This is a genomic window from Streptomyces sp. NBC_01474 (genome assembly GCF_035918215.1).
Lineage (GTDB): Bacteria > Actinomycetota > Actinomycetes > Streptomycetales > Streptomycetaceae > Streptomyces > Streptomyces aureus.
The window spans coordinates 8,793,211-8,817,665 of sequence record NZ_CP109449.1; the positions used below are offsets into that span (position 1 = coordinate 8,793,211).

Below are 24,455 nucleotides of genomic sequence, written 5' to 3' on the forward strand. Positions count from 1 at the left end.
CCGCCCCGGTCGGCTACTGCCGCTCCGGCGCGGGGTCAGGCCTGGAATATGTACGCCCCTTCCAGGCCGCACCCCGCCCCCTGTAGTGCTGCACGGCGGAGTCGACCGTCATGAGGAGGTACAGGAACGCGGTACCCGGCAACAGCGGCGCCAGCCAGGGCGGTTGCCCGTAGTAACGCAGCATCGGGAGGTACGTCGCCGTCATCAGCAGCCAGGCGAGCCCGCCGAGCAGCGCGGTGAGCCCATGGCCTGTGGCGAGTCCGGCGACGAGCGCGACCGGCGGCGCCAGGTAGACGAGCGCGAGCCCGGCCACGGTCCCGGCGAGGAGCAGGGGGTTGTGCCGGAGCTGGGCGTAGGCGCTGCGGGACACCATGCGCCACAGGTCGCCGAGCCGCGGGTAGGGGCGCACGCTGTCGACGCGGTCGGCGAGGCCCAGCCAGATGTGACCCCCGGAGCCCTTCACCGCCCGGGCGAGCGCGACGTCGTCGATGACGGCGTGCCGGATCGAGTCGGGGATCGCGGCGCGGTCGGCGGCTTCGGCGCTCAGCAGCACGCAGCCGCCCGCCGCGGCCGCCGTGCGCGAGCCCTTCCGCGCGATCCAGCGGAACGGGTACAGCTGGGCGAAGAAATACACGAAGGCCGGGACGACGAGCCGCTCCCACACGCTCTCCACGCGCAGCCGCGCCATCAGCGAGACGAGGTCGAACCCGCCCGTACGGGCCGCGGCCACCAGCTCCCTCAGGCTGTTGGGCTCATGCGCGATGTCGGCGTCGGTGAGCAGCAGGAACTCGGGGTCACGCGCGCGTGCCAGGCCGATACCGTGCCGCACCGCCCACAGCTTGCCGGTCCAGCCCGCCGGCGGTTCGCCCGGCGAGTCGACCGTGAGCGGCAGCCCGCCGTGCCGCAGGGCCAGCTCCCCGGCCAGGGTTCCGGTGCCGTCCGTGCTGCCGTCGTCGATCAGGAAGATCTCGGCGCGCCCCGGATAGTCCTGCGCGAGGAGCGAGGGCAGGCTCTCCGGAAGCACGGCCGCCTCGTCCCGCGCGGGGACGACGACGCACACCGAGGGCCACTCCGAAGGGTCCGTGCGCGGGGGCAGACGCAGATCCGTGCGCCAGAAGAAGCCCTGTCCGACCAGCAGCCACACCCACGCGGCCAGCGATGCTGCGGTGATCCACACAACGGCGTCCATCCGCCGCAGTCTGCCCCACCGCATCCTTGGTGTGAGGGCCATCGTCTATGGTTTCCGGGTGAAGATCGCGCTGATGGACTCGGGAATCGGACTCATCGCGGCCGCTGCCGCGGTACGGCGCCTGCGGCCCGACGCCGATCTCGTCCTGTCCTCCGACCCCGACGGGATGCCCTGGGGGCCGCGCAGCGTGCAGGACGTCACCGAACGGGCCCTGGCCGTCGCCGAGGCCGCCGCGGAGTACTGTCCCGAGGCGCTGATCGTGGCCTGCAACACCGCCTCGGTCCATGCCCTGCCGGCCCTGCGGGCCCGCCTCGAACCCGGCATCCCGGTCATCGGCACCGTCCCCGCGATCAAGCCGGCTGCCGCCGGCGCCGGACCCGTCGCCATCTGGGCCACTCCCGCCACCACCGGAAGCCCCTACCAGCGGGGACTGATCCGGGACTTCGCGGACGGGGTCGAGGTCACCGAGGTGCCCTGCCCGGGCCTCGCCGACGCCGTGCAGCACGCGGACGAGGACGCCATCGACAGGACGATCGCGGCCGCCGCTGCGCTCACCCCGACCGATGTAAGGGCCGTTGTCCTGGGCTGCACCCATTACGAACTCGTGGCGGAACGCATCCGCGCCGCCGTTCAGCAGCCCGGCATGCCGCCGCTCGTCCTGCATGGCAGCGCCGGGGCCGTCGCCGCGCAGGCACTGCGCAGGATCGGGGCCGGGCCCGACGCGGAGAGCGGTGCGCAGGGCGCCCTCACCGTCATCCTCAGCGGCCGCACCTCCGCGCTCCCGCCCACCGCTCTCGCGTATGCCGAGGGCCGGCTGCTCCAGGCCGCCGTCAGCCACGCACAGTGACGGCGGCGCGCTGATTCCGGGCAGGGCCCCGGCGTCCCGGGGCCGCGAGTAATCACTCTCCGCGACACAGTGCCTTCGCTGCGGAACATGAGTAGTCTCAGTTCCATGAGGGACCACTCCGGTAGTGAGCGGCGCGCGTCCTCCGTCGCCCCCGAGATCTGGACAGGCCGTGCACACAATCACGTGCAGTGGCTGGCAGCGCTGGGCGGCGCCGCGTGTGTGGCGCTCGGCATCGAGCTCGCCGTGGTTTCCCAGTGGACTTCCGGTGTCGCCGCGCTGGTGATGTCGGTGGTCGGCTGCATCGCCGCGGGTCTTCTGATCCTGTTCGGCACCCTTGCCTTCGTCCATGTGGCCGTGAAGGTCGACAAGGACTACCTGGAAGTGCGGTGCGGTCACATAGGAGTGCCTCGCCGCCGCATCCTGCTCGCCCATGTGGTGGGAGCCGAGTTCGAACCCCGTGTCACGCCTCGCCAGTGGGGCGGCTGGGGATACCGCTGGCGCCCCGAGCAGGGCACGGCCGTCATCGTCCGGCGCGGCGAGGGCGTTGTCGTGATCATGGGCGACGGCAGGAAGTTCACGGTGACCGTGGACAACGCCGAGTCCGCGGTGCGCGCCATCCACGACCGGCTCAAGCCGACCTCTGTCGGTCCCGCCGCCTGACGGCACCCGCACACTCACACACGGCCGCCCCGGACACGTACCGGGGCGGCCGTAGTGCTGTCCGAGGGCTCGTCGCCCCAGGGTCTCGCCGTCGCCACCCCCGCGAGCAGGCCCGCGCCCGCGGTGACGGTGGTGAAGCTCAGGGCGTTGCCGAGCGTCGCCAGACCGGCGAGAGCGGTCAGCGCCGCGCCCGCCGTCAGGACCACCGGCGTGGAGCGCGCCGACCGCCACAGGACGTACAGGAGCCAGCAGAACACCGCGGCCAGCAGGCAGACGCCTACGAGTCCCTGCTCGGCGGCCTGCTGGAGCGGGGCGGAGTGCGGCTTGCCGTCGGGCAGCAGCGTCTCGCCGACCGTGGGGCTGAGCTCCCCGAAGCGGCCGGGGCCCACTCCGAGGCCCGGATCGGACTCGGCCTGGCGCAGGGCGTCCTGCCACAGAAGGATTCGGTGCTGCGAGAGCTGCCCCTCCAGGGAAGCGGAGAGGCCCGAGGGCAGTACGCCCTTCAGCAGTGCCAGGGAGAGCCCGGTCACCAGCCCCGTCATGACGCCGAGGCCGGCGAGGCCGAGGCCCCTGTGGTGCCGCATCCTCATCGAGGCGAGGGAGCACAGCAGCACTCCCGTGCACGCGGTGACACCGGCGATCGACCCGACGGCAGCGGCAGCCGCGACCGTGCCGCCCGCCAGCAGGAAAAGGGCCGCGCGCACGGGCGGGCGTCGCGCCGCCCAGGCCGCGCAGCACGCCGCCCCGGTGGACAGCGCCAGGAGCGCGGCCGTCGCGCCGGTGCGGCCGAGCGGAGAGCCGGTGTCGGGCGCGGGCACCGCGTGCGGGGACGCGAGCGCGAGCCCGAGTCCCGCGAAGGCCGCCGCGAAGGGCGCCGCCATGGGCAGCAGCGCGCCGGAGATCCGGCCGCACGCATAGCCCGCCGCCACGGCGAGCACCGCCAGGAGCACGCCCTCAGGCCTGCCCGCGCGGGCGGTCGCGGTGATCAGCGACCAGACGGCGCACGCCCCGAGCGCGAAGACACCCGCCGCGTCGGCGACATTGCGCCGCTCGTACTCCGCCGACGGACCGGCCGTCGACGACATTCCCGTGGTCCCCACCACCCCGTCGCCCCCCGACTGTGACGGGCCCCGAGCGTCATGGCCGGATACGGCCGTCCCTCGGGGACTCGGGGCACACCGTAACGGCTGATGCACCGGTTTGTGCACGGGTTGCGCAGGAACGATGCTGCAGCGGATGGTCCGCGCGGTCGGCGCGACCCCCGCAGACCGCCGTGTCGCCCAGCAGATGACCCGCCGTACACTCCCCGAGTGACCGCCACCGCAACCTCCGTAGACGAGCCGGAACAGCTCGATCCGCAGTCGGCGCCCGCCTCGCGCCGGGCCCGACTGTCCCGACGGATCGCTCCGGCCGCCGCCGCGGTGCTCTCCGGAGTACTGCTGTACGTCGGCTTCCCGCCCCGTGAGCTGTGGTGGCTCGCGCCCCTGGCCCTCGCGCTCTTCGGAGCGTCCGTTCACGGGCGGCGGATGCGCGCGGGTCTCGGCCTCGGCTTCCTCATGAGCCTCGGCTTCCTCGTGCCGCTCCTGTCGTGGACGGGCGTCGACGTCGGTCCGCTGCCGTGGCTGGCCCTCGCCCTCGCGGAATCGCTCGTCATGGCCCTGGCCGGACTCGGCATCGCCTATGTCTCACGACTGCCGCTGTGGCCGCTGTGGGCCGCGGGCGTGTGGATCGCGGACGAGGCGCTGCGGGCCCGCTTCCCGTTCGGGGGCTTCCCCTGGGGCAAGGTCGCGTTCGGTCAGCCCAGTGGCCTGTTCCTGCCGCTCGCCTCACTGGGCGGCACCCCGCTCCTGGGCTTCGCGGTCGTCCTGTGCGGCTTCGGCCTCGCCGCTCTCGCGCTGCGCCTCAAGGACGTACGCGGTGTACGTGACCGGGGCGTGGCCGTCGCCGCCGCGTTCACCCTCGCGCCCGTCATTGCGGGAGCCGTCGCGGCGCCCCTCGTCTCCACCGCGGCAGAGGAAGGCACCGCGCGCGTGGCCGTCATCCAGGGCAACGTGCCGCGCATGGGCCTCGACTTCAACTCCCAGCGCCGGGCCGTGCTCGACTACCACGTACGGGAGACGATGAAGCTCGCCACGAAGATCGAGGCGGGCCAGGTCAAGAAACCCGACCTCGTGCTGTGGCCGGAGAACTCCTCCGACATCGACCCCTACGTCAACGCCGACGCGTACGCCGAGATCGACAAGGCGGCCAAGGCCGTCGGCGCGCCCATCTCCGTGGGCGCGGTCGTCACCGCCAAGGACGGCACGCCCCGCAACCGGCAGATCCTCTGGGACCCGAAGACGGGCCCCGGCGCCGTCTACGACAAGCGGCAGCTCCAGCCGTTCGGCGAGTTCATGCCCTACCGGAGCTTCTTCCGCATCTTCAGCAAGGACGTCGACCGCGCGGGCAACTTCGTGGCCGGCAAGAAGCCGGTCGTCTTCGACATGGCGGGCACCAGGATCGGTCCGGTGACCTGCTACGAGGCCGCGTTCGACTCCGTCGTGCGAGACCAGGTGGAGGCGGGCGCGCAGATCCTCTCCGTGCCCAGCAACAACGCCACCTTCGACCGCAGCCAGATGACCTACCAGCAGCTCGCCATGGACCGGGTGCGCGCCGTGGAGCACGGCCGCGCCGTGATGGTGCCGGTGACGAGCGGCGTCAGCGCGATCATCAGGCCCGACGGATCCGTCGCCCAGCGCACCGGCATGTTCGTCGCCGACACCCTGGTCGCCGACGTGCCGAAGCGGACCTCGCTGACCCTTGCCACCCGGCTGGGCGGATGGCCGGAGCTGCTGCTCGTGGCCATCGGCGTGGGCGGTCTCGGCTGGGCCGTGGTGCGCTCCCGCCGGAGCGGGCCAGCCGCCGGATAGGGTCGCAGGCATGGGTACCCCAGAGTTCATCCGCAAGATCCGGGCCGGCATCGGCCACCAGCTCCTGGTGCTGCCCGGCGTCAGCGCCGTCGTCTTCGACGACGACGGCAGGGTCCTTCTCGGGCGCCGCGCCGACACCGGAATGTGGGCGGTCCTCGCCGGAATCCCGGAGCCGGGGGAGCAGCCCGCCGAAGCCGCCGTACGCGAGGTGTACGAGGAGACGGGCGTCGAGTGCGTGCCCGAGCGGGTCGTCCTGGTGAAGACCCTCAAGCCGGTGAGGTACCCGAACGGGGACCGGTGTCAGTTCACCGACATCTCCTTCCGCTGCCGGGCGACCGGCGGCGAGGCGCGCGTGAACGACGACGAGTCCCTTGAGGTGGGTTGGTTCGAGCTGGACTCGCTGCCGCCGCTGGGCGACTTCTGCCTGCTCCGGATCAAGCAAGCGTCCTCCGACGGGCCGACATGGTTCGAGACCATGTCCGAGCGCTGAAGTATGGGTGCCGACCACATCGGGCGGGGCGCGAGCGCTGCCTAGGGTGCGGAGCATGACCGCGCCCCACGCACCCCTCACCGCGCCGCTCGATCTCGGCGGCCGCATCGCACTCGTCACCGGCGCCGCAGGCGGCATCGGCCGCGCCTGCGCGCTGCGGCTCGCCGCGGCCGGGGCCAAAGTGAGAGCGGTCGACCGGGACCAGGAGGGCCTCGACGCGCTGGCCGAGCAAGCCGGCGCCACCCCCGGCGGCATCGAGCCGCGCGTCCTCGACCTCACCGACCTGGACGCGGCCGAGGAGTGCGCCGCCGGCGCCGACATCCTCGTCAACAACGCGGGCATCCAATTGGTGCGCCCCATCGAGGAGTTCCCGCCCGACGTCTTCCACACCGTCCTGACGGTGATGCTCGAGGCACCCTTCCGCCTGATCCGCGGCGCCCTGCCGCACATGTACGAGCAGGGCTGGGGGCGCATCGTGAACCTCTCCTCGGTCCACGGCCTGCGCGCGTCCGCGTTCAAGTCCGCGTACGTCGCGGCCAAGCACGGCCTCGAAGGGCTCTCCAAGACGGCCGCACTCGAAGGCGCTCCGCACGGCGTCACCTCGAACTGTGTGAACCCCGCCTACGTCCGCACGCCGCTGGTCGAGAAGCAGATCGCCGACCAGGCCGCCGCCCACGGCATCCCCGAGGAGCGGGTCCTCGCCGAGGTGATGCTCCAGGACAGCGCGCTCAAGCGGCTCATCGAACCCGACGAGGTCGCCGAGGCGGTCGCGTATCTGTGCAGCCCGCGGGCCTCCTTCATCACCGGGACGTCGCTCGTCATGGACGGCGGCTGGACCGCACACTGATCATCCTCGCGGGTGGCGGCGATTGTCTGATCCATCGAGTTGTCCACAGGGCTGGCGGGGCCGGCCGTACGACGGGTAATCCTGTTGAGCATGTCGCACGATCCAGCACAGTCCCCGTCAGGCCCCGCAGGCTCCGAACGCCCTGCACCGAGTGCCGAGGCGCCGTTCCTCGAGCTCCTCGCCAGGGGCGCGTCCGCCGACGCCTACGAACAGCCCGTGCTGGTCGCCCGCGCCGAGGGCGAGCCACCGGGGCGGATCGACGCCCTCGAACACGCCAAGGGACTCGCCCTGCGCGTCCGTGCCGACCTCGAAGGCAGGCGCCGCCGCGAGGCGGAGCTGTCCGCGCTCTTCGAGACCGCGCACGATCTCGCGGGCCTGCGCGACCTGGGCGCCGTCCTCCAGGCCATCGTGCAGCGCGCCCGCTCCCTCCTCAGCACGGACGTCGCCTATCTGACGCTGAACGACCCGTCCAGGGGCGACACCTACATGCGCGTCACCGAGGGCTCCGTCGCCGCGCGCTTCCAGCAGCTCAGGCTCGGCATGGGCGAGGGCCTCGGCGGACTCGTCGCCCAGACCGCCCGGCCCTATGTCACCGCGGACTACGCCCAGGACGTCCGCTTCAAGCACACGCGCACCATCGACACCGGTGTCCATGACGAGGGTCTCGTCGCGATCCTGGGCGTCCCCTTGATGCTCGGGCCCCATGTCATCGGCGTGCTGTTCGCCGCGGACCGGCGCGCCCGGGTCTTCGAGCGGGAGCAGATCGCGCTGCTCGGCTCGTTCGCGGCGCTCGCCGCGGCCGCCATCGACACGGCGAACCTGCTCTCCGAGACCCGGGAGGCGCTCGGCGAGCTGGAGCGCGCCAATGAGATCATCCGGGACCGCGGCGACGTCATCGAGCGTGCGTCCGACGTTCACGACCGCCTCGCCGAACTCGTCCTGCGGGGCGGCGGCGTCCACGACGTGGCGGCCGCCGTGTCCCAAGTCCTCGACGGGACAGTGGAGTTCGCCGACGCGGTCACCGCCCCCGACAAACCCCTCGACGCCTCGCGCGCCGACGGGCACGCCGTGCGGGACGGGGACGACTGGGTAGCCGCCGTCGCGGCGGGCGGCGAACTCCTCGGCGCGCTCGTGCTGCGCGGCCACCCGGGGCTCGACCCCGTCGACCAGCGCACCCTGGAGCGCGCCGCCATGGTCACCTCGCTCCTGCTGCTCGCCCGGCGCTCCGCCTCCGAGGCCGAACAGCGCGTACGGGGCGAGCTGTTGGACGATCTGCTCGACGCGCGGGACCGGGACCCGCGACTGCTGCGGGAGCGCGCCGCGCGGCTGCACGCCGACCTGGACGCCACGCATGTGGTCCTGGCCGCGCGCCTGGAGACCCCGGGCGCAGACGCCGAACATGAGGCCGCCGCACGGCGCCGCCTGTGGTCCGCCGCGTCCCACCTCGCCGCCACTCGGCACGGGCTCGCCGCCGCGCGCGACGGGGGCACGGTCCTGCTGCTTCCCCTGAGTGCCGCGGACCGGGCCTCCGACCTCGCCCGCCGCACCGCCAAGCACCTGTCCTCCGCGGTCCACGAGCAGGTGACGGTCGGCGCGTCGGCGCCCGTGGAGGACCTGGCCAACCGCACCGACACCGTCGCCGCGGCCTACGCGGAGGGGCAGCGCTGCCTGGACGCCCTGCGCCTGCTCGGCAGAGCGGGGGAGGGCGCGGCCGCGGAGGACTTCGGCTTCCTCGGCCTGCTCCTCGCGGAGAGCCGGGACATCTCCGGGTTCGTCGAACGCACCATGGGCGAGGTCGTGACGTACGACCGGCGCAGGGGGACCGACCTCGTGCGCACGCTCGACGCGTACTTCGCCTCGGGCATGAGCCCGGCCCGCACCAAGGACGCGCTGCACGTGCACGTGAACACGGTGGCGCAACGCCTGGAAAGAATAGGGCGTCTGCTCGGCCCCGACTGGCAGTCGCCCGCGCGTGCCCTGGAGATCCAACTCGCGCTGCGGCTGCACCGGTTGGCCGGGGCGATATCGGGCTGACGGGCGGGTCGCGGTTCCGTGGTGCTCAGCGTGTCGTGTGACGGCGAGGCCCCCGTACGCGGGGTGCGTACGGGGGCCGGGGAGCGATGGCCGGGTCAGGCGGTGCGGGCGTCCGCCGTGTGGGCCGTGGCCGACTTCTCGCCGGCGGCGCTGTCCTCCTCGATGTGGGACAGGTCGCGGTGCCGGGTCTCCTTCGCGACGCCCACGGCGATGAGCGTCAGGACGGCGGCGGCGATCACATACAGGGCGATCGGGGTGGAGCTGTCGTAGTCCACGAGGAGCGCCGTGGCGATGAGCGGCGCGGGCGCTCCGGCGGCGACCGAGGCGAACTGCGCGCCGATGGAGGCGCCCGAGTAGCGCATCCGCGTCGCGAACATCTCGGAGAAGAAGGCCGCCTGCGGCGCGTACATCGCCCCGTGCAGCACGAGGCCCACGGTCACGGCGAGGAGCAGGTTCCCGAAGCTGCCGGTGTCGATGAGCGAGAAGAACGGGAACATCCACAGGCCCACGCCCGCGGCCCCGAGCAGATACACGGGCCTGCGGCCGACCCGGTCGGAGAGCGCGCCCCAGGCCGGGATGACCGCGAAGTGTACGGCGGACGCGATGAGTACGGCGTTCAGTGCGGTCTGCCTGGAGACGCCGGCCGACGTGGTGGCGTACACGAGGATGAAGGCGGTGATGACGTAGTAGCTGATGTTCTCGGCCATGCGGGCGCCGATGGCGACGAGGACGTCGCGCCAGTGGTGGCGCAGTACGGCGACGAGCGGCGTCTTCTCGCTCGCCCCGCCCTCTTCGGCCTTGCGAGCCTCGGCCCGCGCCAGCGCCTCCTTGAAGACAGGTGATTCATCGACGGACAGACGTATCCACAGTCCGACCATGACGAGGACCCCGGACAGCAGGAACGGGATACGCCAGCCCCACGCGGTGAAGGAGGCGTCGGAGATGAGCGCCGTCAGCAGGGAGAGAACGCCGGTGGCGAGCAGTTGTCCCGCGGGCGCTCCGGTCTGCGGCCAGGAGGCCCAGAAGCCGCGCCGCTTGGCGTCCCCGTGCTCGGAGACGAGGAGCACGGCGCCGCCCCACTCGCCGCCCAGAGCAAAGCCCTGGACCAGTCGCAGCACGGTGAGCAGTACCGGAGCGGCCACGCCGACCGTCGCGTACGTCGGCAGGAGGCCGATCGCGAACGTCGCCCCGCCCATCATGAGCAGGCTCAGGACCAGCAGCTTCTTGCGGCCGAGCCGGTCGCCGTAGTGCCCGAAGACGAGCGCGCCGAGCGGCCGCGCAGCGAATCCGACAGCGTACGTCAGGAACGAGAGGAGCGTGCCGACGAGCGGGTCGGCGTCGGGGAAGAAGAGCTTGTTGAAGACCAGTGCGGCGGCGGAGCCGTAGAGGAAGAAGTCGTACCACTCGATCGTGGTGCCGATGAGGCTCGCGGCGACGATCCGCCGGAGGCTCGCGGGCGGTGGGGGAGCGGTTGCTGCGGAGGCCATGTGGACCACTTCCAGGCGTTGGGCGGGGACGGGTACGTGTCGGCACAAGGTAGAAAGACGCAGGTCAACGGCACATGTGGTGGGGCACCATAGTTTTGGGCGGTGCTATGCGGGGAGCCACCATGAGGAGACGGTGAGCAGCGTCAAGTTCAGCGCGCGTCGGCGTGTCGCGACAGCGCGGCGCCCGTGAGCCTCCCCAGTCACTGGGCCAGGTGGATCAGACTGATCGTCAGCGACGAGGGCGAGGGGATCGGAAGCGCCGTCAGGGATGGCGACCGGCGCATCGGACCCGTCGTCAGGGATCAGGGCGGGTGCGGGCCGGACGCTTCGTCAGCGATGAGGGACGGCCGGATCGGACTGGGCGTCAGCGATGAGGGCCGGGAGGATCGGACCCGCCGTCAGCGATCGAGGTGCGCCGGGCCGCTGGTCCGTTCGGGCCGGGTGCGTGCAGTCGTGTCGGGGCCGATCGGGTTGTGCTCGAAGCGGTCCGCGAGCGGGAAGTCAGGGAACCTCTGTGGCGAAATGCCTGGTCAGGATCTGTGACTTGCCCGCGGGTTGAGCCATTGGAGGCCTATTGGGTGACGTCGCGGCTATGAGACGGGCGCGCGGCTCGAGTGGTGCGCGGGCCGCCTTTGACTGACGGTGATCAGGTCGGGGCCGAGTAATTCGAGCTGACAAAGCGTCAGTGGCTCGGCCGTGGCGGAAGGACTTCGACGATGCGTACTGCCCGCATGCTTCTCGCTACCGCGACGGCTACGGCCGCACTCGCCATCGCTGCTCCTGGTGCGTTCGCCGCCGCCGCAGGCGACTGGGACAACGACGGCTCTTCCTACAGCTCGGAGCACGACAAAGACAGCAACCGCAAGGACGAGCACGGCTCCGGCAAGGACGACCACGGCGGCTACGGCAAGGAGGACCGCGGCTCCGGTAAGGGCGACGACCACGGTAAGGGCGACGACCACGGTAAGGGCGACGACCACGGCAAGGGCGGCGGCTACGGCAAGCCGCGTGGTGGCATCCACACCGGTGGTGGCGCCCTCACCATGGTGAAGGGGGACGACTGGAGCAAGGACGAGAACAAGAAGGGTGACTCGGACGAGGACGGCTACGGCAACGAGGACGGCGACGGCTACGGCAACGAGGACGGCGGCGACCACGGCAAGGGCGACGACCACGGCAAGGGCGACGACCACGGTAAGGGCGACGACCACGGCAAGGGCGGCGGCTACGGCAAGCCGCGTGGTGGCATGCACACCGGTGGTGGCGCCCTCGCCATGCTGAAGGGGGACGACTGGAGCAAGGACGAGAACAAGAAGGGTGACTCGGACGAGCACGGCTCCGGCAAGGACGACCACGGCGGCTACGGCAAGGAGGACCGCGGCTCCGGCAAGGGCGACGACCACGGTAAGGGCGACGACCACGGCAAGGGTGGCGGCTACGGCAAGGGCGACGACCACGGCAAGCCGCGTGGTGGCATGCACACCGGTGGTGGCGCCCTCACCATGGTGAACGACGACGACTGGACCAAGGACAAGGAGAAGTACGACCCGGAGAGCTACAAGAAGGACGGCGACGACTCCGGCAAGGGCTCGTGGGGCTCCGACTCCGGCAAGGACTCGTGGGGCTCCGGCTCCGACTCCGGCTCCGGCTACGGCAAGCCGCGTGGTGGCATGCACACCGGTGGTGGCGGGCTCGCCACCACGCCGGGTGTCACGGCAGGCGGCATTGCGATCCTCGGGGTCGCCGCGGCCGGCGCGTTCGCGATGCGCCGTAAGCGCGCGTCCGACGCGTCCTGACCGGTGCCCGTCATAGCAGCCGGGGCCGCCGCGTTAACACGTCGCGGCGGCCCGGCTGCCTTCCTTTTTGCGTAGTTCCCTCTTGAAGCTCCCGATCTGGCTGCGCGGTCCCGGACCGCGCTTGCGCTGTTACCGGACTCTTTTGCCGATCCCGATCTTCTTGTGCTGTTCCAGACCTGCTCGTTCCAGTGAGGTGATGCCAGATGGCAGCCCGGTTGCCTTCCCCCAATCAGACCGAGTCCGTGCCGCCCGGGCGCCGATCTCGCATCGGCGCGTGGATCGTGTGGTCCGTCGGAATCGTCGTCCTGGCGGTGAGTCTGTTCGGCGGAAATGACACGACGTCAGACACATCCGATTCCTCCGGTGCGTCGCGACCCGCGGTGGCGTACGCGCCGTCCTCGGACGCCGTGCCGCCCGCGCCGTCGGAGCCGCCCGCGCCGCCCGCAGCGCCCGTAGCGCCCGTGCCGCCCGTGGCGTCCGAGGAGCCCGTGCCGCCCGCAGCGTCCGTGGCGCCCGTCGGAAAGCATCTGCCGCGGGCCAGGCCCACGCGGCTGCTCATCCCGAAGATCGGTGTGAACGCCCCCTTCACCGAGCTCGTCATCGGCCCCACGGGCCAGCTGCAGCCCCCGCCCGCCGCCGACACGAACCTGGTCGGCTGGATGGCCGACGGCGTGACCCCGGGCGAGACCGGTACCTCGATCATCGCCGGGCATGTCGACACGAAGACGTCCGCCGCGGTGTTCGCCGGCCTCACCAATCTGAAGACGGGGGACACCTTCTCCGTCGAGAGGGCCGACTCGCGCACGGCCTCCTTCGTGGTCGACAGCGCCGAGACGTTCGCGAAGAACAACTTCCCCAACGAGCGCGTGTACGGGGACACGCCTCAGGCTCAGGTCCGGCTGATCACCTGCACCGGGGTGTACGACCACGTCAAGAAGGACTACACCGACAACCTGGTGGTCTTCGCCCATCTCATCTGAGGCCGGCGGGAGTTGTCAGTCCCGGTCCAGGACTCCCATGAGGGCGTCCCGCAGTTCCTTCCCGGGATCTGCCGCCGGCCCTTCGGACCGCCACGCGACGAATCCGTCGGGGCGGACGAGGACCGCACCCCCCGGGGCGACACCGTGGGTCTCCGCCCAGTCCACGTCGCCTACGGGGGACAGTTCCGCGTCGGGCCCACTGCCGATGCGGTAGGAGTCGAGCGGCACGGCCATTCGTTGCGCGATGGCCGTGGCCGCGTTGTGCCACGTGCCGTCGCCGTCCCCCGAACTCAGGAGCACCATCGACCGCTCGTACAGGTCGAGGGTGGAGACCCGGGTGGCGGCGCGGTTCAGCCACATGTGGGGCGCGCGGCTCCCGGGCTCGCCGGTCAGCCGCATTCCCTCGGGTACGACCGGCGTCGCCGGGTCGGCACCGAGGACCGCGCCGCGCGGGTAGCGATAGCCCAGCGCCACGTTGAGGATTCCGCCCTTCTTGCCACCGGGGCCGCCTGCTCCCGGTCCGCCCGGTCCGCCCGCTTCCGGGTTGGGGGTGTATCCCGGGTGGCTGTGCTCGACCGATCGCGTCGAGGCGCGGGCGCTCGTCGCCTCCGCGACCGGCCGGCGCTCCAGGTCGTAGGACTCCAGCAGGCCGGGGCCGGCCCAGCCGCCGAGTACGGCGGCCAGCTTCCAGGCGAGGTTGTGCGCGTCCTGGATACCGGTGTTGGAGCCGAACGCCCCGGTGGGGGACATCTCGTGGGCCGAGTCGCCGGCGAGGAACACCCGGTGGTCCGAGTACCGCTCGGCGACCCGCTCGGCGGCGTGCCAGGCGGCCCTGCCGGTGATCTGCACATCGAGGTCCGGAACTCCGGTGGCCCGCCGGATGTGTTCCGTGCAGCGTTCGTCCGTGAACTCCTCGAGCGTCTCGCCGTTCTCGGGGTGCCAGGGAGCGTGGAACACCCAGTGCTCACGGTTGTCGACCGGCAGCAGGGCGCCGTCGGCCTCCGGGTTCGTGAGGTAGCACACGATGAAGCGCCGGTCGCCGACGGCGTCCGCGAGGCCGCGCGAGGTGAACGTGATGCTCACGTTGTGGAACAGGTCGCCCGGGCCGCTCTGCCCGATGGAGAGCCGCTCGCGGATGGGGCTGCGCGGGCCGTCCGCCGCGACGAGGTAGTCCGCCCGGACGGTGCTGTGCTCGCCCGTGTCGCGGCTCTTGAGCTGCGCGGTCACACCCTGGGCGTCCTGCTCGAACGACATCAGTTCGGTGTGGAACCGCAGGTCCCCGCCCAGCTCCCGCGCGCTCTCCAGAAGTACGGGTTCGAGGTCGTTCTGACTGCACAGGCACCAACCGCCGGGACTGAAGCGGGCGAGCCCGCCACCGGGGTCGATCTCCTTGAACAGCCACTCGCCGGCGTCGCCCACCAGGGTCGGCGTCTGCAGGATGCCGTGGTTGTCGGCCAGGACCGACGCGGCGTCCTCGATGCGCTGCTGGATTCCGGCCACCCGGAACAACTCCATCGTGCGCACGTTGTTGCCGCGCCCGCGGGGATGGATCGACGTGCCCGAGTGGCGCTCCACGAGCATGTGCGGGACGCCGAGACGCCCCAGGAACAGCGAGGTCGAAAGGCCCACCAGGGAGCCACCGACTATGAGTACGGGCACGTGCTCGGCACCCTCGGGCGCCGCTTCCGATCGGTTCATTGCTTGCCTCCAGCCGCAGCCGCGGGTGAGTCGGGGGTTGTGTGCACAGTCCATGCCTCCCCGCGTCGCTTCGCCCCTCGGAGCGCCCGGATGGGTGCCTTGGTCACCCGTACGGCGTTTGTGGATCGCGTCCTCCGGGGGCCCGATCGACGATCGGCTCATGGCGACCCCGGCATTTCGGACGCGGTGGTCGTTCCTGATCTTCTGAAGAAGAGGAGAGGTGTGCCGTATGACCCCCATCTCAGGACGCATATCGCAGTCGGCCTTCGACGGCTCCAAGTTGCGAGTGATCCTCCTGCTCGACCTGTACGAGGGAGCCCAGCAGCAGTTCCTGGACGCGTACGAGCACATGCGCAATCAGGTCGCCTCCGTGCCCGGTCACATCAGTGACCAGCTCTGCCAGTCGATCGAGAACCCCTCGCAGTGGCTCATCACCAGCGAGTGGGAGAGCGCCCCGCCCTTCCTCGCCTGGGTGAACAGCGAGGAGCACGTCGAGACCGTCAGGCCGATGCACAACTGCGTCAAGGACACCCGGTCGATGCGCTACAGCATCCTCCGGGAGACCAGCCCCGCCGAGCCGGTCACGCCGGCGCCGGCAGCGGCGAACGCGGTGACGGCCCGGGTGGGCGACGGCGCGGCGCGCCACGCCCTCACCTTCACCGTCAAGCCGGGCTCCGAGTCGAAGGTCGCGGAGATCCTGGCCGGGTATCAGTCACCCCAGGCCCAGGTCGACGACACCACCCGCCTGCGCCGCACCTCGCTCTTCATGCACGGCAACCGCGTCGTGCGTGCCGTGGAGGTGGAGGGAGACCTCCTCGCCGCGCTGCGTCACGTCGCCCGCCAGCCCGAGGTGCGGGCGGTCGAGGAAGCCATCAACCCCTACCTCGAGCAGCACCGGGACCTGACCGACGCCGATTCGGCGCGCGTCTTCTTCACCCGGGCCGCGCTTCCGGCCGTCCACCATGTGGTGTCCGACGTTCCGGTACCGCGCGACCTGCGGCGGCACGCGCTGTACTACCCGGCCAAGAAGGGCCGCGGGATGGACCTGGCCCGGTTGCTGGCCGAGCAGGACGCGATCGCGGCGGACGACCAGGACAACCCGGTGTACGGCAGCACCGTCTTCCAGCGCGACGACATCGTGGTGCGTCTCATCGACATCACGGGTGAGCTCGACAGCGACCCCGTCGCCTCCCTCGGCCTCAAGGGCGCGAAGAAGAGCGCGGAGCTCGAGCAGCTCCTCGACGGCGCAGCGATCGGCGTCGAGGGCTCCCTGCAGACGGAGCGCAACATCAATCGGCTCCTGTCGCACGCCGACATGATGCCCATCACCGACCGCAGCTCGGCGGGTTCCTGACGGACAACTGCGGGGTGTCCGTGGGCGCTGCCCCGGACGCCACCGCCGCACCCGGAGGTATCAACCATGACCAAGAATCCACGCATCGTGGACCTGAGCGAGACCGAACCCAACCGCCGCCGAGGAGGTGACCTGCGGGCCATGCTCACACCCGCGACGGTCGGCTCCACCAGCGGGTTCATGGGGCTGGCCCTCGTCCAGCCCGGCGAGCGCATCGGCGAGCACTACCACCCGTACTCGGAGGAGTTCGTCTACGTCGTCAACGGCGCCCTCGAGGTGGACCTGGACGGCGAGACGCATGAACTCCGCCCGGACCAGGGCCTGTTGATCCCGATCAACATGCGGCATCGCTTCCGCAACGTCGGCGACGTGGAAGCCCGTATGGTCTTCCACCTCGGCCCGCTCGCCCCGCGCCCCAGCCTCGGCCACGTCGACACGGAGGTGACCGAGGGTGCCGAAGCCGGCCCCGGGTTCATCACCGGCGGTCCGGACCTGACCGCGCCAGGACACGGACAGCCGTCCGAGCGTAGTGGGGCCATAACGTGACCCGGCGGGTGGCTGTCACCGGAGTCGGTGTAGTCGCCCCGGGTGGTATCGGGGCGAGCGCGTTCTGGGATCTTCTCGCCAACGGCCGTACCGCGACCCGTGGCATCACGCTCTTCGACCCGGTGGGCCTGCGCTCACGCATAGCCGCCGAGTGCGACCTTGACCCGGTCGCGCACGGCCTCGACCCGGAACTGGTCGAACACGCCGACCGGTACATCCAGTTCGCGGTCATCGCCGCCGACGAAGCCGTCAAGGACTCCGGACTCGACACCGGGGTCGAGGACCCCTGGCGCATCGGGGTGTCCCTCGGCAGCGCCATCGGCGGCACCACCCGCCTGGAGCGTGACTACGTGCTGGTCAGCGAGGGCGGGAAGCGGTGGGACGTGGACCACCGCGCGGCAGAACCGAAACTGCACATGGCGTTCTCGCCGAGCACACTCGCCTCGGTCGTCGCCGAGCAGTTCGGTGCCCGGGGTCCGGTGCAGACGGTGTCCACCGGCTGCACCTCCGGGCTCGACGCGGTCGGCTACGCCTTTCACACCATCGAGGAAGGCCGCGCCGACATCTGCATCGCCGGGGCGTCGGACTCGCCGATCTCCCCGATCACGATGGCGTGCTTCGACGCCATCAAGGCGACGTCGCCCAACAACGACGACCCCGAGCACGCCTCCCGTCCCTTCGACGCCGACCGCAACGGCTTCGTGATGGGCGAGGGCGCCGCGGTGCTCGTCCTGGAGGACTACGAGCACGCCCGTGCGCGCGGCGCGCACATCTACTGCGAGCTCAGCGGCTACGCCACCTACGGCAACGCCTACCACATGACCGGTCTGACCAGCGAAGGCCTGGAGATGGCCCGGGCGATCGACAACGCGCTCGGCCAGGCCCGCCTCGACCCCACGCTGATCGACTACGTCAACGCACACGGTTCGGGCACCAGACAGAACGACCGCCACGAGACGGCCGCGGTCAAGGTGTCCCTGGGAGCTCACGCCTACGACACACCCATGAGCTCCATCAAATCCATGGTGGGCCACTCCCTGGGCGCGATCGGCGCGATAGAGGTGGTCGCCTGCGTCCTTGCCATGAAGCACCAGGTGGTGCCGCCCACGGCGAACTACGAGACCCCCGACCCCGAGTGCGACCTGGACTACGTACCGCGCACCGCACGCCCGCGAAAGCTGCGGAACGTGCTCTCCGTCGGCAGCGGATTCGGCGGATTCCAGTCCGCGGTGCTCCTGACCGAACCAGGTGGGAGGACACGATGAGCAGTGAACGCGCCCGCGGCGCGGCCATCACCGGGATCGGTGTGATCGCGCCCAACGGACTGCACGCCGACGCGTACTGGAAATCCGTCCGGGAGGGCCTCGGCGCCCTGGACCGGATCACCCGCGAAGGATGCGAGGACATGCCGCTCCGCGTCGGCGGTGAGGTCCGCGGCTTCGACCCCGCGGGCCTCATCGACGAGCGGTTCCTCGTCCAGACGGACCGTTTCACCCACTTCGGTATGGCCGCTGCGGCGCTCGCCCTCGACGAAGCCGGGCTCGGCCGCGGTGACCCCGCGGAGCCGTACTCCATCGGCGTGGTCACCGCGGCCGGTTCCGGCGGCGGTGAGTTCGGACAGCGAGAGCTCCAGAAGCTGTGGGGTCAGGGTTCCAAATTCGTGGGCCCCTACCAGTCCATCGCCTGGTTCTACGCCGCCAGCACCGGACAGATCTCCATCTGGAGCGGCTTCAAGGGGCCGTGCGGGGTGGTCGCGAGCGACGAGGCGGGCGGTCTTGACGCCATCGCGCACGCGGCCCGCACCGTACGGCGCGGAACCGGCGCCATGGTCGTCGGATCCGCCGAGGCCCCCCTCGCCCCGTACTCGATGGTGTGCCAGCTCGGCTACCCCGAGCTCAGCACCGCCGAGGATCCCGACCGGGCCTATCTGCCCTTCACCAACAGGGCCCGCGGGTTCGCGCCCGCCGAGGGCGGCGCGATGCTCGTCGTCGAGGACGAGACCCGCGCCCGCGAACGGGGGACCGACATCCGGGCCGTGGTGGCCGGCCACTCGGCCACCTTCACCGGCGCCTCCCGCTGGGAGGAGTCCCGAGAGGGGCTCGCCCGCGCGATCAAGGGTGCCCTCGACGAGGCGGGCTGCGCCCCGGAGGAGATCGACGTCGTCTTCGCCGACGCCATGGGCGTACCGGAGGCGGACCGCGCCGAGGCGCTGGCCATCGCCGACGCCCTGGGTGCGCACGGCAGCCGCGTCCCCGTCACGGCGCCCAAGACCGGTACGGGGCGGGCCTACTGCGCGGCGCCCGTCCTGGACGTCGTCTCGGCCGTGTTCGCCATGGAGAACGGCCTCGTACCCCCCACACCCAACGTGTTCGACATCTGCCACGACCTCGACCTGGTGATGTCTCGCGCTCGCCCCGCCGAGCTGCGCACCGCCCTGGTCCTCAGCAGGGGACTCATGGGCTCCAACGCGGCGCTGGTAGTGCGCCGCGGCGGCGACTCCGCCCGATAGGACCGGGCGGGAAGGAGAACACCCGCATGATCACCGCAGAACTGACCTTCGACGATCTGGCCGGCCTCATGAAGAAGGCGGCCGGAGTCACCGTGGACCCCGCGCGACTCAAGCAGTCGCCGGACTTCCCGTTCGACTCCGTCGGCCTCGACTCCCTCGGCCTGCTCGGCATCGTCGGCGAGCTCGAGAACCGGTACGGCCAGTCGCTTCCCCAGGACTCGGAGCGCTGCAAGACGCCCCGCGAGTTCCTCGACCTCGTCAACAGCACCCTCAAGGCTGGAGCCTGACATGTCCGGACACACCGAGAACAGCATCACCATCGACGCCCCCCTCGACCTCGTCTGGGACATCACCAACGACATCGAGAACTGGCCGCAGCTCTTCAGCGAGTACGCGTCCCTCGAAGTGCTCTCCCGCGAGGGTGACACGACGACCTTCCGCCTGACCATGCACCCGGACGACAACGGGAAGGTCTGGAGCTGGGTCTCGGAGCGGACCATGGACCGTGCCAAGCGGACCGTGCGTGCCCGCCGCGTCGAGACCGGGCCCTTCGCGCACATGGACATCCGGTGGGACTACACGGAGACCCCGGAAGGCACGCGTATGGACTGGGTGCAGGACTTCGCGATGAAGCCCGAGGCCCCGGTCGACGACGCCTGGATGACGGACAACATCAACCGCAACTCCGTCACGCAGATGGGCCTCATCCGCGACCAGATCGAGCGCGTCGCCCGTGACCGGCAGAAGGCCGCCGTGCCCCGCTGACCGCCGATCGACCGACCGTCCAGGAAGGAAACACGATGCATCACGCCCTGATCGTCGCCCGCATGGCGCCCGGTTCGGCGCCGGCGATCTCCGACGTGTTCGCCGCCTCCGACCGAGGTGAGCTCCCGCGTCTGATCGGCGTCAAGAGCCGTAGCCTGTTCCAGTTCGGCGACGTGTACATGCACCTCATCGAGTCCGACGAGGACCCGGCGCCCGCCATCGCACAGGTGGCCGGGCACCCCGAGTTCCGCAACATCAGCGATCAGCTGTCGGCGTACGTCAGTGCGTACGACCCGCAGACATGGCGCAGCCCCAAGGACGCCATGGCGCACCGCTTCTACCACTGGAACCGGAACGACCCCTCCTGAGCGAGGGCACGACACAACCCGAGGCCGCCGGTCCCGCGTCAGACGCGGAGCCGGCGGCCTCGGGTTGTGTCCGGGGACTGTGTGCGGGTCAGGCGGGCACGGTGCACTCGAAGGCGTGCAGGTACGCGTTGACGGGACGGACCTCGCCGAGGACGAGACCCGCGTCCGTCAGCCGCTCGACCATGCTCAGCCGGGTGTGCTTGGCACCGCCGACGTTGAGGAGCAGCAGCAGGTCCATGGACGTCGTGAACTTCATCGACGGGGTGTCGTCGACGAGGTTCTCGATGACGATGACGCGGGCACTGGGCCGCGCCGCCTTGCGGACATTGGCCAGCGCCCTGCGGGTGCTGTCGTCGTCCCACTCCAGGATGTTCTTGATGATGTAGACATCCGCCTGGACCGGGATGTCCTCGCGGCAGTCACCGGCGATGATGCGCACCCGTGAGGACAGCGAACCGCCTTCGCGCAGGCGGGGATCGGCGTTCTCGACCACCCCCGGCAGGTCGAGCAGCGTGCCGTGCATGTCGGGGTGCTTCTCCAGCAGGCCGGCCACGACCTGCCCGTGACCGCCGCCGATGTCCGCGACCGAGGCCACGCCCTCCAGATCGAGGAGGGCGGCGACGTCGCGCGCGGACTGCTCGCTGGACGTCGTCATGGCGCGGTTGAAGACGTGCGCCGACTCGGGAGCCTCCTGGTTGAGATAGGTGAAGAACTCACTGTCGTACACGTCCTCGAAGACGTTGCGGCCGTGGCGCACCGCCTCGTCGAGCTTCGGCCAGACGTTCCAGGTCCACGGCTCGGTGCACCACAGCGCGATGTAGCGCAGGCTGTGCGGGTCGTCCTCGCGCAGGAGCCGGGACATGTCCGTGTGCGCGAACGTGCCGTCCGGGCGCTCCGTGAAGACGCCCTGGCTGGCCAGTGCGCGCAGCAGTCGGCGCAGTGTCAGCGGTTGGGTCTTCACCGCAGCCGCCAGGTCCTCCACGCTCATGGGCGTGTCGTCCAGGGCGTCGGCCACGCCCAGGCGGGCGGCCGCGCGTACGGCGGCGGCGCACGCGGCTCCGAAAACCAGCTCCCGCAGGCGCATGGGTGACTGGGGAGCCTGATCGACGGTCGTCATCTGTTGCCTCGCTTCTGCTGGCGTGATGTGTGCGGACATGGCATGGGCCCTCAGCACCTTCCGGCGGGCACGGACACCGCGCACCTGTTGTCGCGGTACTTGTTGCCCTTGCCCTTGTCCTGGGTGACCAGGTCGGTCGTGTTGCCCATCACGAGGTTGTCGCGGATCTCGTTGCGCTGGTTGAGGGCACCCTTGAAGTTCTTGGCGAGCACGATGCCGCCCGACATCGGGGCCTTGCCCACGTTGTTCACGATGCTGTTGTTCGCCAGCAGCGAGTCCTCGACGCCGGTGAGGACGATGCCCGACCCCTGGATGTAGGGCAGGCGCGCGGTCTTGGGGCAGTACTTGCTGTTGTCGTGTACGTAGTTGTTCCGCACCGTCAGTGCGCCGGGGCGCGGTTTGTTCTCGTCACCCACGAGCATCATCGCGGCGCAGTTGCCGGCCGCCTCGTTGTGCGCGACCGCCAGGTTCCGCAGCCGCCGCACGGTGACGCCGATCCGGTTGCCGAGCATCCGGTTGTGGCTGATCACCGTCCCATCGGTGTCCAGGGCCCCCTCCTCGGCGTAGACCGTGTTGCCCAGGAAGAGGCCGGCGTCGCCGTTGCCCTTGAGGGTGTCGTAGCGGACCACCCCGCGCACGGACCTCTCTTGGCCGATGCCCCACTGGCCGTTCTTCTCGGAGGTCACTCCCTCGATCCGGAGGCGATCGGTACCCGTCGCCCACAGACCGGTCTTGGTGAAACCGCGAAGGGTCAGCGAGCGCACGGTGACGCGTTCGATGGGCTTGCTCTTGGTCCCGGTCACGCAGATGCCGTTGCCGGCCTTGGCACATGCGCTGCCGGCGGACGCCGCGCCAGGGACGATGACGGTGGACCGGGCGCTCGCGCCCCGCAGCGTCACACCGGACACGGTGATGGTGACGCTCTCGTGGTAGGTGCCGGGGGAGAGGACGATGACGTCTCCCGGCTTTGCCGTGTTCACGGCTTTCTGGATCGACTCGCCCGGTTTCACCCGGTGCACCGATCGGCAGTCGGACGACGGGGCGGCGGCCCCCACCCCCGACGCGACGAGGGCCGCGGTGCATGCGAGGTACGCAATCTGTCGCTTGGTCATATGGCGAAGCTACGAGCGGGTGTTCCGGCCCGCCACTGCTGATCGCCCAGGTGGGCAGCCGCCTACCCTGAGGGTGAGCCGAACGAGCGGAAAGGGGGGCGGCGCATGGCCACTTGGGGGCTGATCGTCGAGATGACCGTGGGGACTGGGGAGCGCAAACACATGGAGGCGTCCGTGCTCACGCATGTGGAGGGCTCACGTGAAGAGGCCCTGGCGGAGCTGGGGGAGTGGATCGGGCGCTACACGCCGGAGCATCCCCGCAGTCCGAAGCGCAGTCGGATCTTCCGTACCGCCGACGGGTTCCTGCTCGTCGTCGACGGTGCCTGGCAGACCTTCAGTTCCCGGTTCACGGTCGCGGAGCTGGTGAAGGACAGCGCCGCGCCGGCGCCCGAGCCGCAGCCGACGCCCGTGCCGACACCCGAGGACGCCGCGCCTGCGCCCGCCGCGCCTGCCGAGGACACTGCTCCGGCACCCTCGGGTCCGACAGTGGACCGGTACGCGGACGGGGTGCCGGTGAAGCCGGCCTGGCTGGGCCGCACCGACCTGCCGTGACGGCATGGCCCGAGGCCCCTTAGGTGTCGGTGGTCACGGGTGAGTCGGTGCGTGCGGCGACCGAGTTGTCGGTCGCGGATTTGGGGATCGGGTGGTCGTGGCGCAGGGCTTGCCAGACCTGGTGGGATGCTTTGGTCAGGGGCAGGACGCGGCCGGTGTCGTGGGTGTCGTAGCGGACGGGCAGCGTGATCATGTTCATGTGGTCGGGGCTGATGTCCTTGAGGTCCTTGGCCAGGCCGAGCAGTTTGTCCGCGGACGCGAGATTGGAGTCGGCGCTCACGGTCTTGGTCGCGGTGTCGGCGAGCGCGTAGGCCCGGGCGGGGTTGCTGACCACGCCGATCGACTCGGCGCGGTGGATCAGTGCCTTGATGAACGTCTGCTGGAGCTGGATGCGGCCCAGGTCGCTGCCGTCGCCGACGCCGTGCCTGGTGCGCACGAGCGCCAGAGCCTGTTCGCCCTTGAGGGTGTGCCTGCCGGCGGTCAGGGAGAGGTGGCTGCTGGTGTCCTTGATGGCTCGGTGGGTGGTGACGTCGACACCGCCGAGCTCGTCGACGAACTTCTCGAAGCCCTTGAAGTCGACCTCGAGGTAGTGGTCCATGCGCACGCCCGACATTTTTTCCACCGTCTTCACGGTGCAGGCGGGGCCGCCCACCTGGTAGGCGGCGTTGAACATCGCCTGGTGCTCGCCCGGCGCTGTGCCGCCCGACGGCTTCGCGCACTGCGGCCGGTCGACCATCGTGTCGCGGGGGATGCTGACGACGGAGGCCATTTTGTGGCTCTTGTCGACGTGCAGCACCATCGCCGTGTCCGAGCGGGCGCCGGTGACGCCACGGCCGTATCGGCCGTGTGTGCCGGCGCGTGAGTCGGAGCCGAGGAGGAGGATGTTCATCGCTCCGTTGTGGCCCGTGCCCGGGCGGTTCTTGCCCAGTACGGCGTTGATGTCCGTGCCCTTGAGGTTCCCGTTCAGGTGCGACCACGCGTAGGCCGCACCGCCTGCGCCGACGAGGACGGCGCCGAGTGCGGTGTATGTGATGACGCGCAGTCGTTTCCTGCGTGACCTGCCGCGTGAGCGGTGCTGGTTCGCGGACCCGTAGCCGGGGTGGTCAAGGGCGTCGGCCGAGGGCGCGTGCCCTTCGTCTCCGCTGGTGTGCGGGATAGGGGCTGCCCTCCATATCGAGGGTGGAGCTGTGCGGTG

The 24,455-nt window shown here is 70.8% G+C and carries 23 protein-coding genes; 16 read left to right on the forward strand and 7 right to left on the reverse strand.

Translation table 11 applies throughout. The features are described from left to right. Window positions 1-13 precede the first annotated feature (13 nt). On the reverse strand, window positions 14-1,189 hold the full coding sequence (locus OG758_RS40180) for a glycosyltransferase (RefSeq protein WP_326714371.1): 1,176 nt from the start codon (window positions 1,187-1,189) through the stop codon (window positions 14-16). A gap of 58 nt (window positions 1,190-1,247) precedes the next feature. Here OG758_RS40180 and OG758_RS40185 point away from each other — a divergent pair, with 58 nt between their 5' ends. Both OG758_RS40185 and OG758_RS40190 read left to right on the forward strand, forming a co-directional pair. After that, window positions 1,248-2,036 carry a glutamate racemase gene (locus OG758_RS40185; protein ID WP_326714372.1) on the forward strand — a complete coding sequence of 263 codons (789 nt, stop codon included), beginning with the start codon at window positions 1,248-1,250 and terminating at the stop codon, window positions 2,034-2,036. A gap of 105 nt (window positions 2,037-2,141) precedes the next feature. After that, window positions 2,142-2,696 (forward strand): hypothetical protein, encoded by a 555-nt coding sequence (locus OG758_RS40190; RefSeq protein ID WP_326714373.1) that lies wholly within the window; start codon window positions 2,142-2,144, stop codon window positions 2,694-2,696. A 14-nt stretch (window positions 2,697-2,710) separates the two neighbouring features. Here OG758_RS40190 and OG758_RS40195 read toward each other — a convergent pair whose 3' ends face one another. Beyond that, entirely contained in the window at window positions 2,711-3,781 is a 1,071-nt protein-coding gene (locus OG758_RS40195) for an O-antigen ligase family protein (protein WP_326714374.1), read from the reverse strand. 225 nt (window positions 3,782-4,006) lie between these two features. Here OG758_RS40195 and lnt point away from each other — a divergent pair, with 225 nt between their 5' ends. From lnt to OG758_RS40215, 4 genes are all read left to right on the forward strand, one after another. Then, the gene (gene lnt, locus OG758_RS40200) at window positions 4,007-5,605 is read left to right on the forward strand and encodes an apolipoprotein N-acyltransferase (RefSeq protein WP_326714375.1); all 1,599 of its coding nucleotides are present in this window, start codon (window positions 4,007-4,009) and stop codon (window positions 5,603-5,605) included. Between the two features lie 10 nt (window positions 5,606-5,615). Then, on the forward strand, window positions 5,616-6,095 hold the full coding sequence (locus OG758_RS40205; protein ID WP_326714376.1) for an NUDIX hydrolase: 480 nt from the start codon (window positions 5,616-5,618) through the stop codon (window positions 6,093-6,095). A gap of 55 nt (window positions 6,096-6,150) precedes the next feature. Next, the gene (locus OG758_RS40210; RefSeq protein WP_326714377.1) at window positions 6,151-6,942 is read left to right on the forward strand and encodes a 3-hydroxybutyrate dehydrogenase; all 792 of its coding nucleotides are present in this window, start codon (window positions 6,151-6,153) and stop codon (window positions 6,940-6,942) included. Window positions 6,943-7,032: 90 nt separating this feature from the next. Next, window positions 7,033-8,976, forward strand: coding sequence for a helix-turn-helix domain-containing protein (locus tag OG758_RS40215; protein WP_326714378.1), 1,944 nt, complete (start codon window positions 7,033-7,035; stop codon window positions 8,974-8,976). 95 nt (window positions 8,977-9,071) lie between these two features. Here OG758_RS40215 and OG758_RS40220 read toward each other — a convergent pair whose 3' ends face one another. Then, window positions 9,072-10,463, reverse strand: a complete 1,392-nt coding sequence (locus OG758_RS40220) for an MFS transporter (protein WP_326714379.1) — start codon at window positions 10,461-10,463, stop codon at window positions 9,072-9,074. Window positions 10,464-11,179: 716 nt separating this feature from the next. Here OG758_RS40220 and OG758_RS40225 point away from each other — a divergent pair. Further along, on the forward strand, window positions 11,180-12,259 hold the full coding sequence (locus OG758_RS40225) for a hypothetical protein (protein ID WP_326714380.1): 1,080 nt from the start codon (window positions 11,180-11,182) through the stop codon (window positions 12,257-12,259). 203 nt (window positions 12,260-12,462) lie between these two features. Beyond that, window positions 12,463-13,239 carry a class F sortase gene (locus OG758_RS40230; RefSeq protein WP_326714381.1) on the forward strand — a complete coding sequence of 259 codons (777 nt, stop codon included), beginning with the start codon at window positions 12,463-12,465 and terminating at the stop codon, window positions 13,237-13,239. A 15-nt stretch (window positions 13,240-13,254) separates the two neighbouring features. On the opposite strand, the gene OG758_RS40235 is transcribed toward OG758_RS40230, so the two are convergent. Continuing rightward, on the reverse strand, window positions 13,255-14,937 hold the full coding sequence (locus tag OG758_RS40235) for an FAD-dependent oxidoreductase (RefSeq protein WP_326714382.1): 1,683 nt from the start codon (window positions 14,935-14,937) through the stop codon (window positions 13,255-13,257). 229 nt (window positions 14,938-15,166) lie between these two features. Here OG758_RS40235 and OG758_RS40240 point away from each other — a divergent pair, with 229 nt between their 5' ends. From OG758_RS40240 to OG758_RS40270, 7 genes are all read left to right on the forward strand, one after another. Further along, on the forward strand, window positions 15,167-16,291 hold the full coding sequence (locus OG758_RS40240; RefSeq protein WP_326714383.1) for a SchA/CurD-like domain-containing protein: 1,125 nt from the start codon (window positions 15,167-15,169) through the stop codon (window positions 16,289-16,291). Between the two features lie 66 nt (window positions 16,292-16,357). Next, window positions 16,358-16,837: a cupin domain-containing protein gene (locus OG758_RS40245; protein WP_326714384.1), complete on the forward strand. Its 480-nt coding sequence runs from the start codon at window positions 16,358-16,360 to the stop codon at window positions 16,835-16,837. Beyond that, window positions 16,834-18,102 carry a beta-ketoacyl-[acyl-carrier-protein] synthase family protein gene (locus tag OG758_RS40250; protein WP_326714385.1) on the forward strand — a complete coding sequence of 423 codons (1,269 nt, stop codon included), beginning with the start codon at window positions 16,834-16,836 and terminating at the stop codon, window positions 18,100-18,102. The genes OG758_RS40245 and OG758_RS40250 overlap by 4 nt, the downstream gene beginning before the upstream one ends. Further along, the gene (locus OG758_RS40255) at window positions 18,099-19,346 is read left to right on the forward strand and encodes a ketosynthase chain-length factor (RefSeq protein ID WP_326714386.1); all 1,248 of its coding nucleotides are present in this window, start codon (window positions 18,099-18,101) and stop codon (window positions 19,344-19,346) included. The genes OG758_RS40250 and OG758_RS40255 overlap by 4 nt, the downstream gene beginning before the upstream one ends. Before the next feature lie 26 nt (window positions 19,347-19,372). Beyond that, complete coding sequence (locus tag OG758_RS40260) at window positions 19,373-19,633, forward strand: acyl carrier protein (protein WP_326714387.1); 261 nt, start codon at window positions 19,373-19,375, stop codon at window positions 19,631-19,633. Window position 19,634: 1 nt separating this feature from the next. Beyond that, the gene (locus OG758_RS40265) at window positions 19,635-20,111 is read left to right on the forward strand and encodes an SRPBCC family protein (protein ID WP_326714388.1); all 477 of its coding nucleotides are present in this window, start codon (window positions 19,635-19,637) and stop codon (window positions 20,109-20,111) included. Window positions 20,112-20,146: 35 nt separating this feature from the next. Next, the gene (locus OG758_RS40270) at window positions 20,147-20,479 is read left to right on the forward strand and encodes a TcmI family type II polyketide cyclase (RefSeq protein WP_326714389.1); all 333 of its coding nucleotides are present in this window, start codon (window positions 20,147-20,149) and stop codon (window positions 20,477-20,479) included. 88 nt (window positions 20,480-20,567) lie between these two features. On the opposite strand, the gene OG758_RS40275 is transcribed toward OG758_RS40270, so the two are convergent. Then, window positions 20,568-21,596 (reverse strand): methyltransferase, encoded by a 1,029-nt coding sequence (locus OG758_RS40275; RefSeq protein ID WP_326714390.1) that lies wholly within the window; start codon window positions 21,594-21,596, stop codon window positions 20,568-20,570. A gap of 50 nt (window positions 21,597-21,646) precedes the next feature. Next, the gene (locus tag OG758_RS40280; protein ID WP_326714391.1) at window positions 21,647-22,708 is read right to left on the reverse strand and encodes a right-handed parallel beta-helix repeat-containing protein; all 1,062 of its coding nucleotides are present in this window, start codon (window positions 22,706-22,708) and stop codon (window positions 21,647-21,649) included. A gap of 105 nt (window positions 22,709-22,813) precedes the next feature. Between OG758_RS40280 and OG758_RS40285 the strand changes: the two genes are divergently transcribed. After that, window positions 22,814-23,260: a hypothetical protein gene (locus OG758_RS40285; RefSeq protein ID WP_326714392.1), complete on the forward strand. Its 447-nt coding sequence runs from the start codon at window positions 22,814-22,816 to the stop codon at window positions 23,258-23,260. A gap of 19 nt (window positions 23,261-23,279) precedes the next feature. On the opposite strand, the gene OG758_RS40290 is transcribed toward OG758_RS40285, so the two are convergent. Next, window positions 23,280-24,416 carry an LCP family protein gene (locus tag OG758_RS40290; protein ID WP_442810435.1) on the reverse strand — a complete coding sequence of 379 codons (1,137 nt, stop codon included), beginning with the start codon at window positions 24,414-24,416 and terminating at the stop codon, window positions 23,280-23,282. Between the last annotated feature and the right edge of the window lie 39 nt (window positions 24,417-24,455).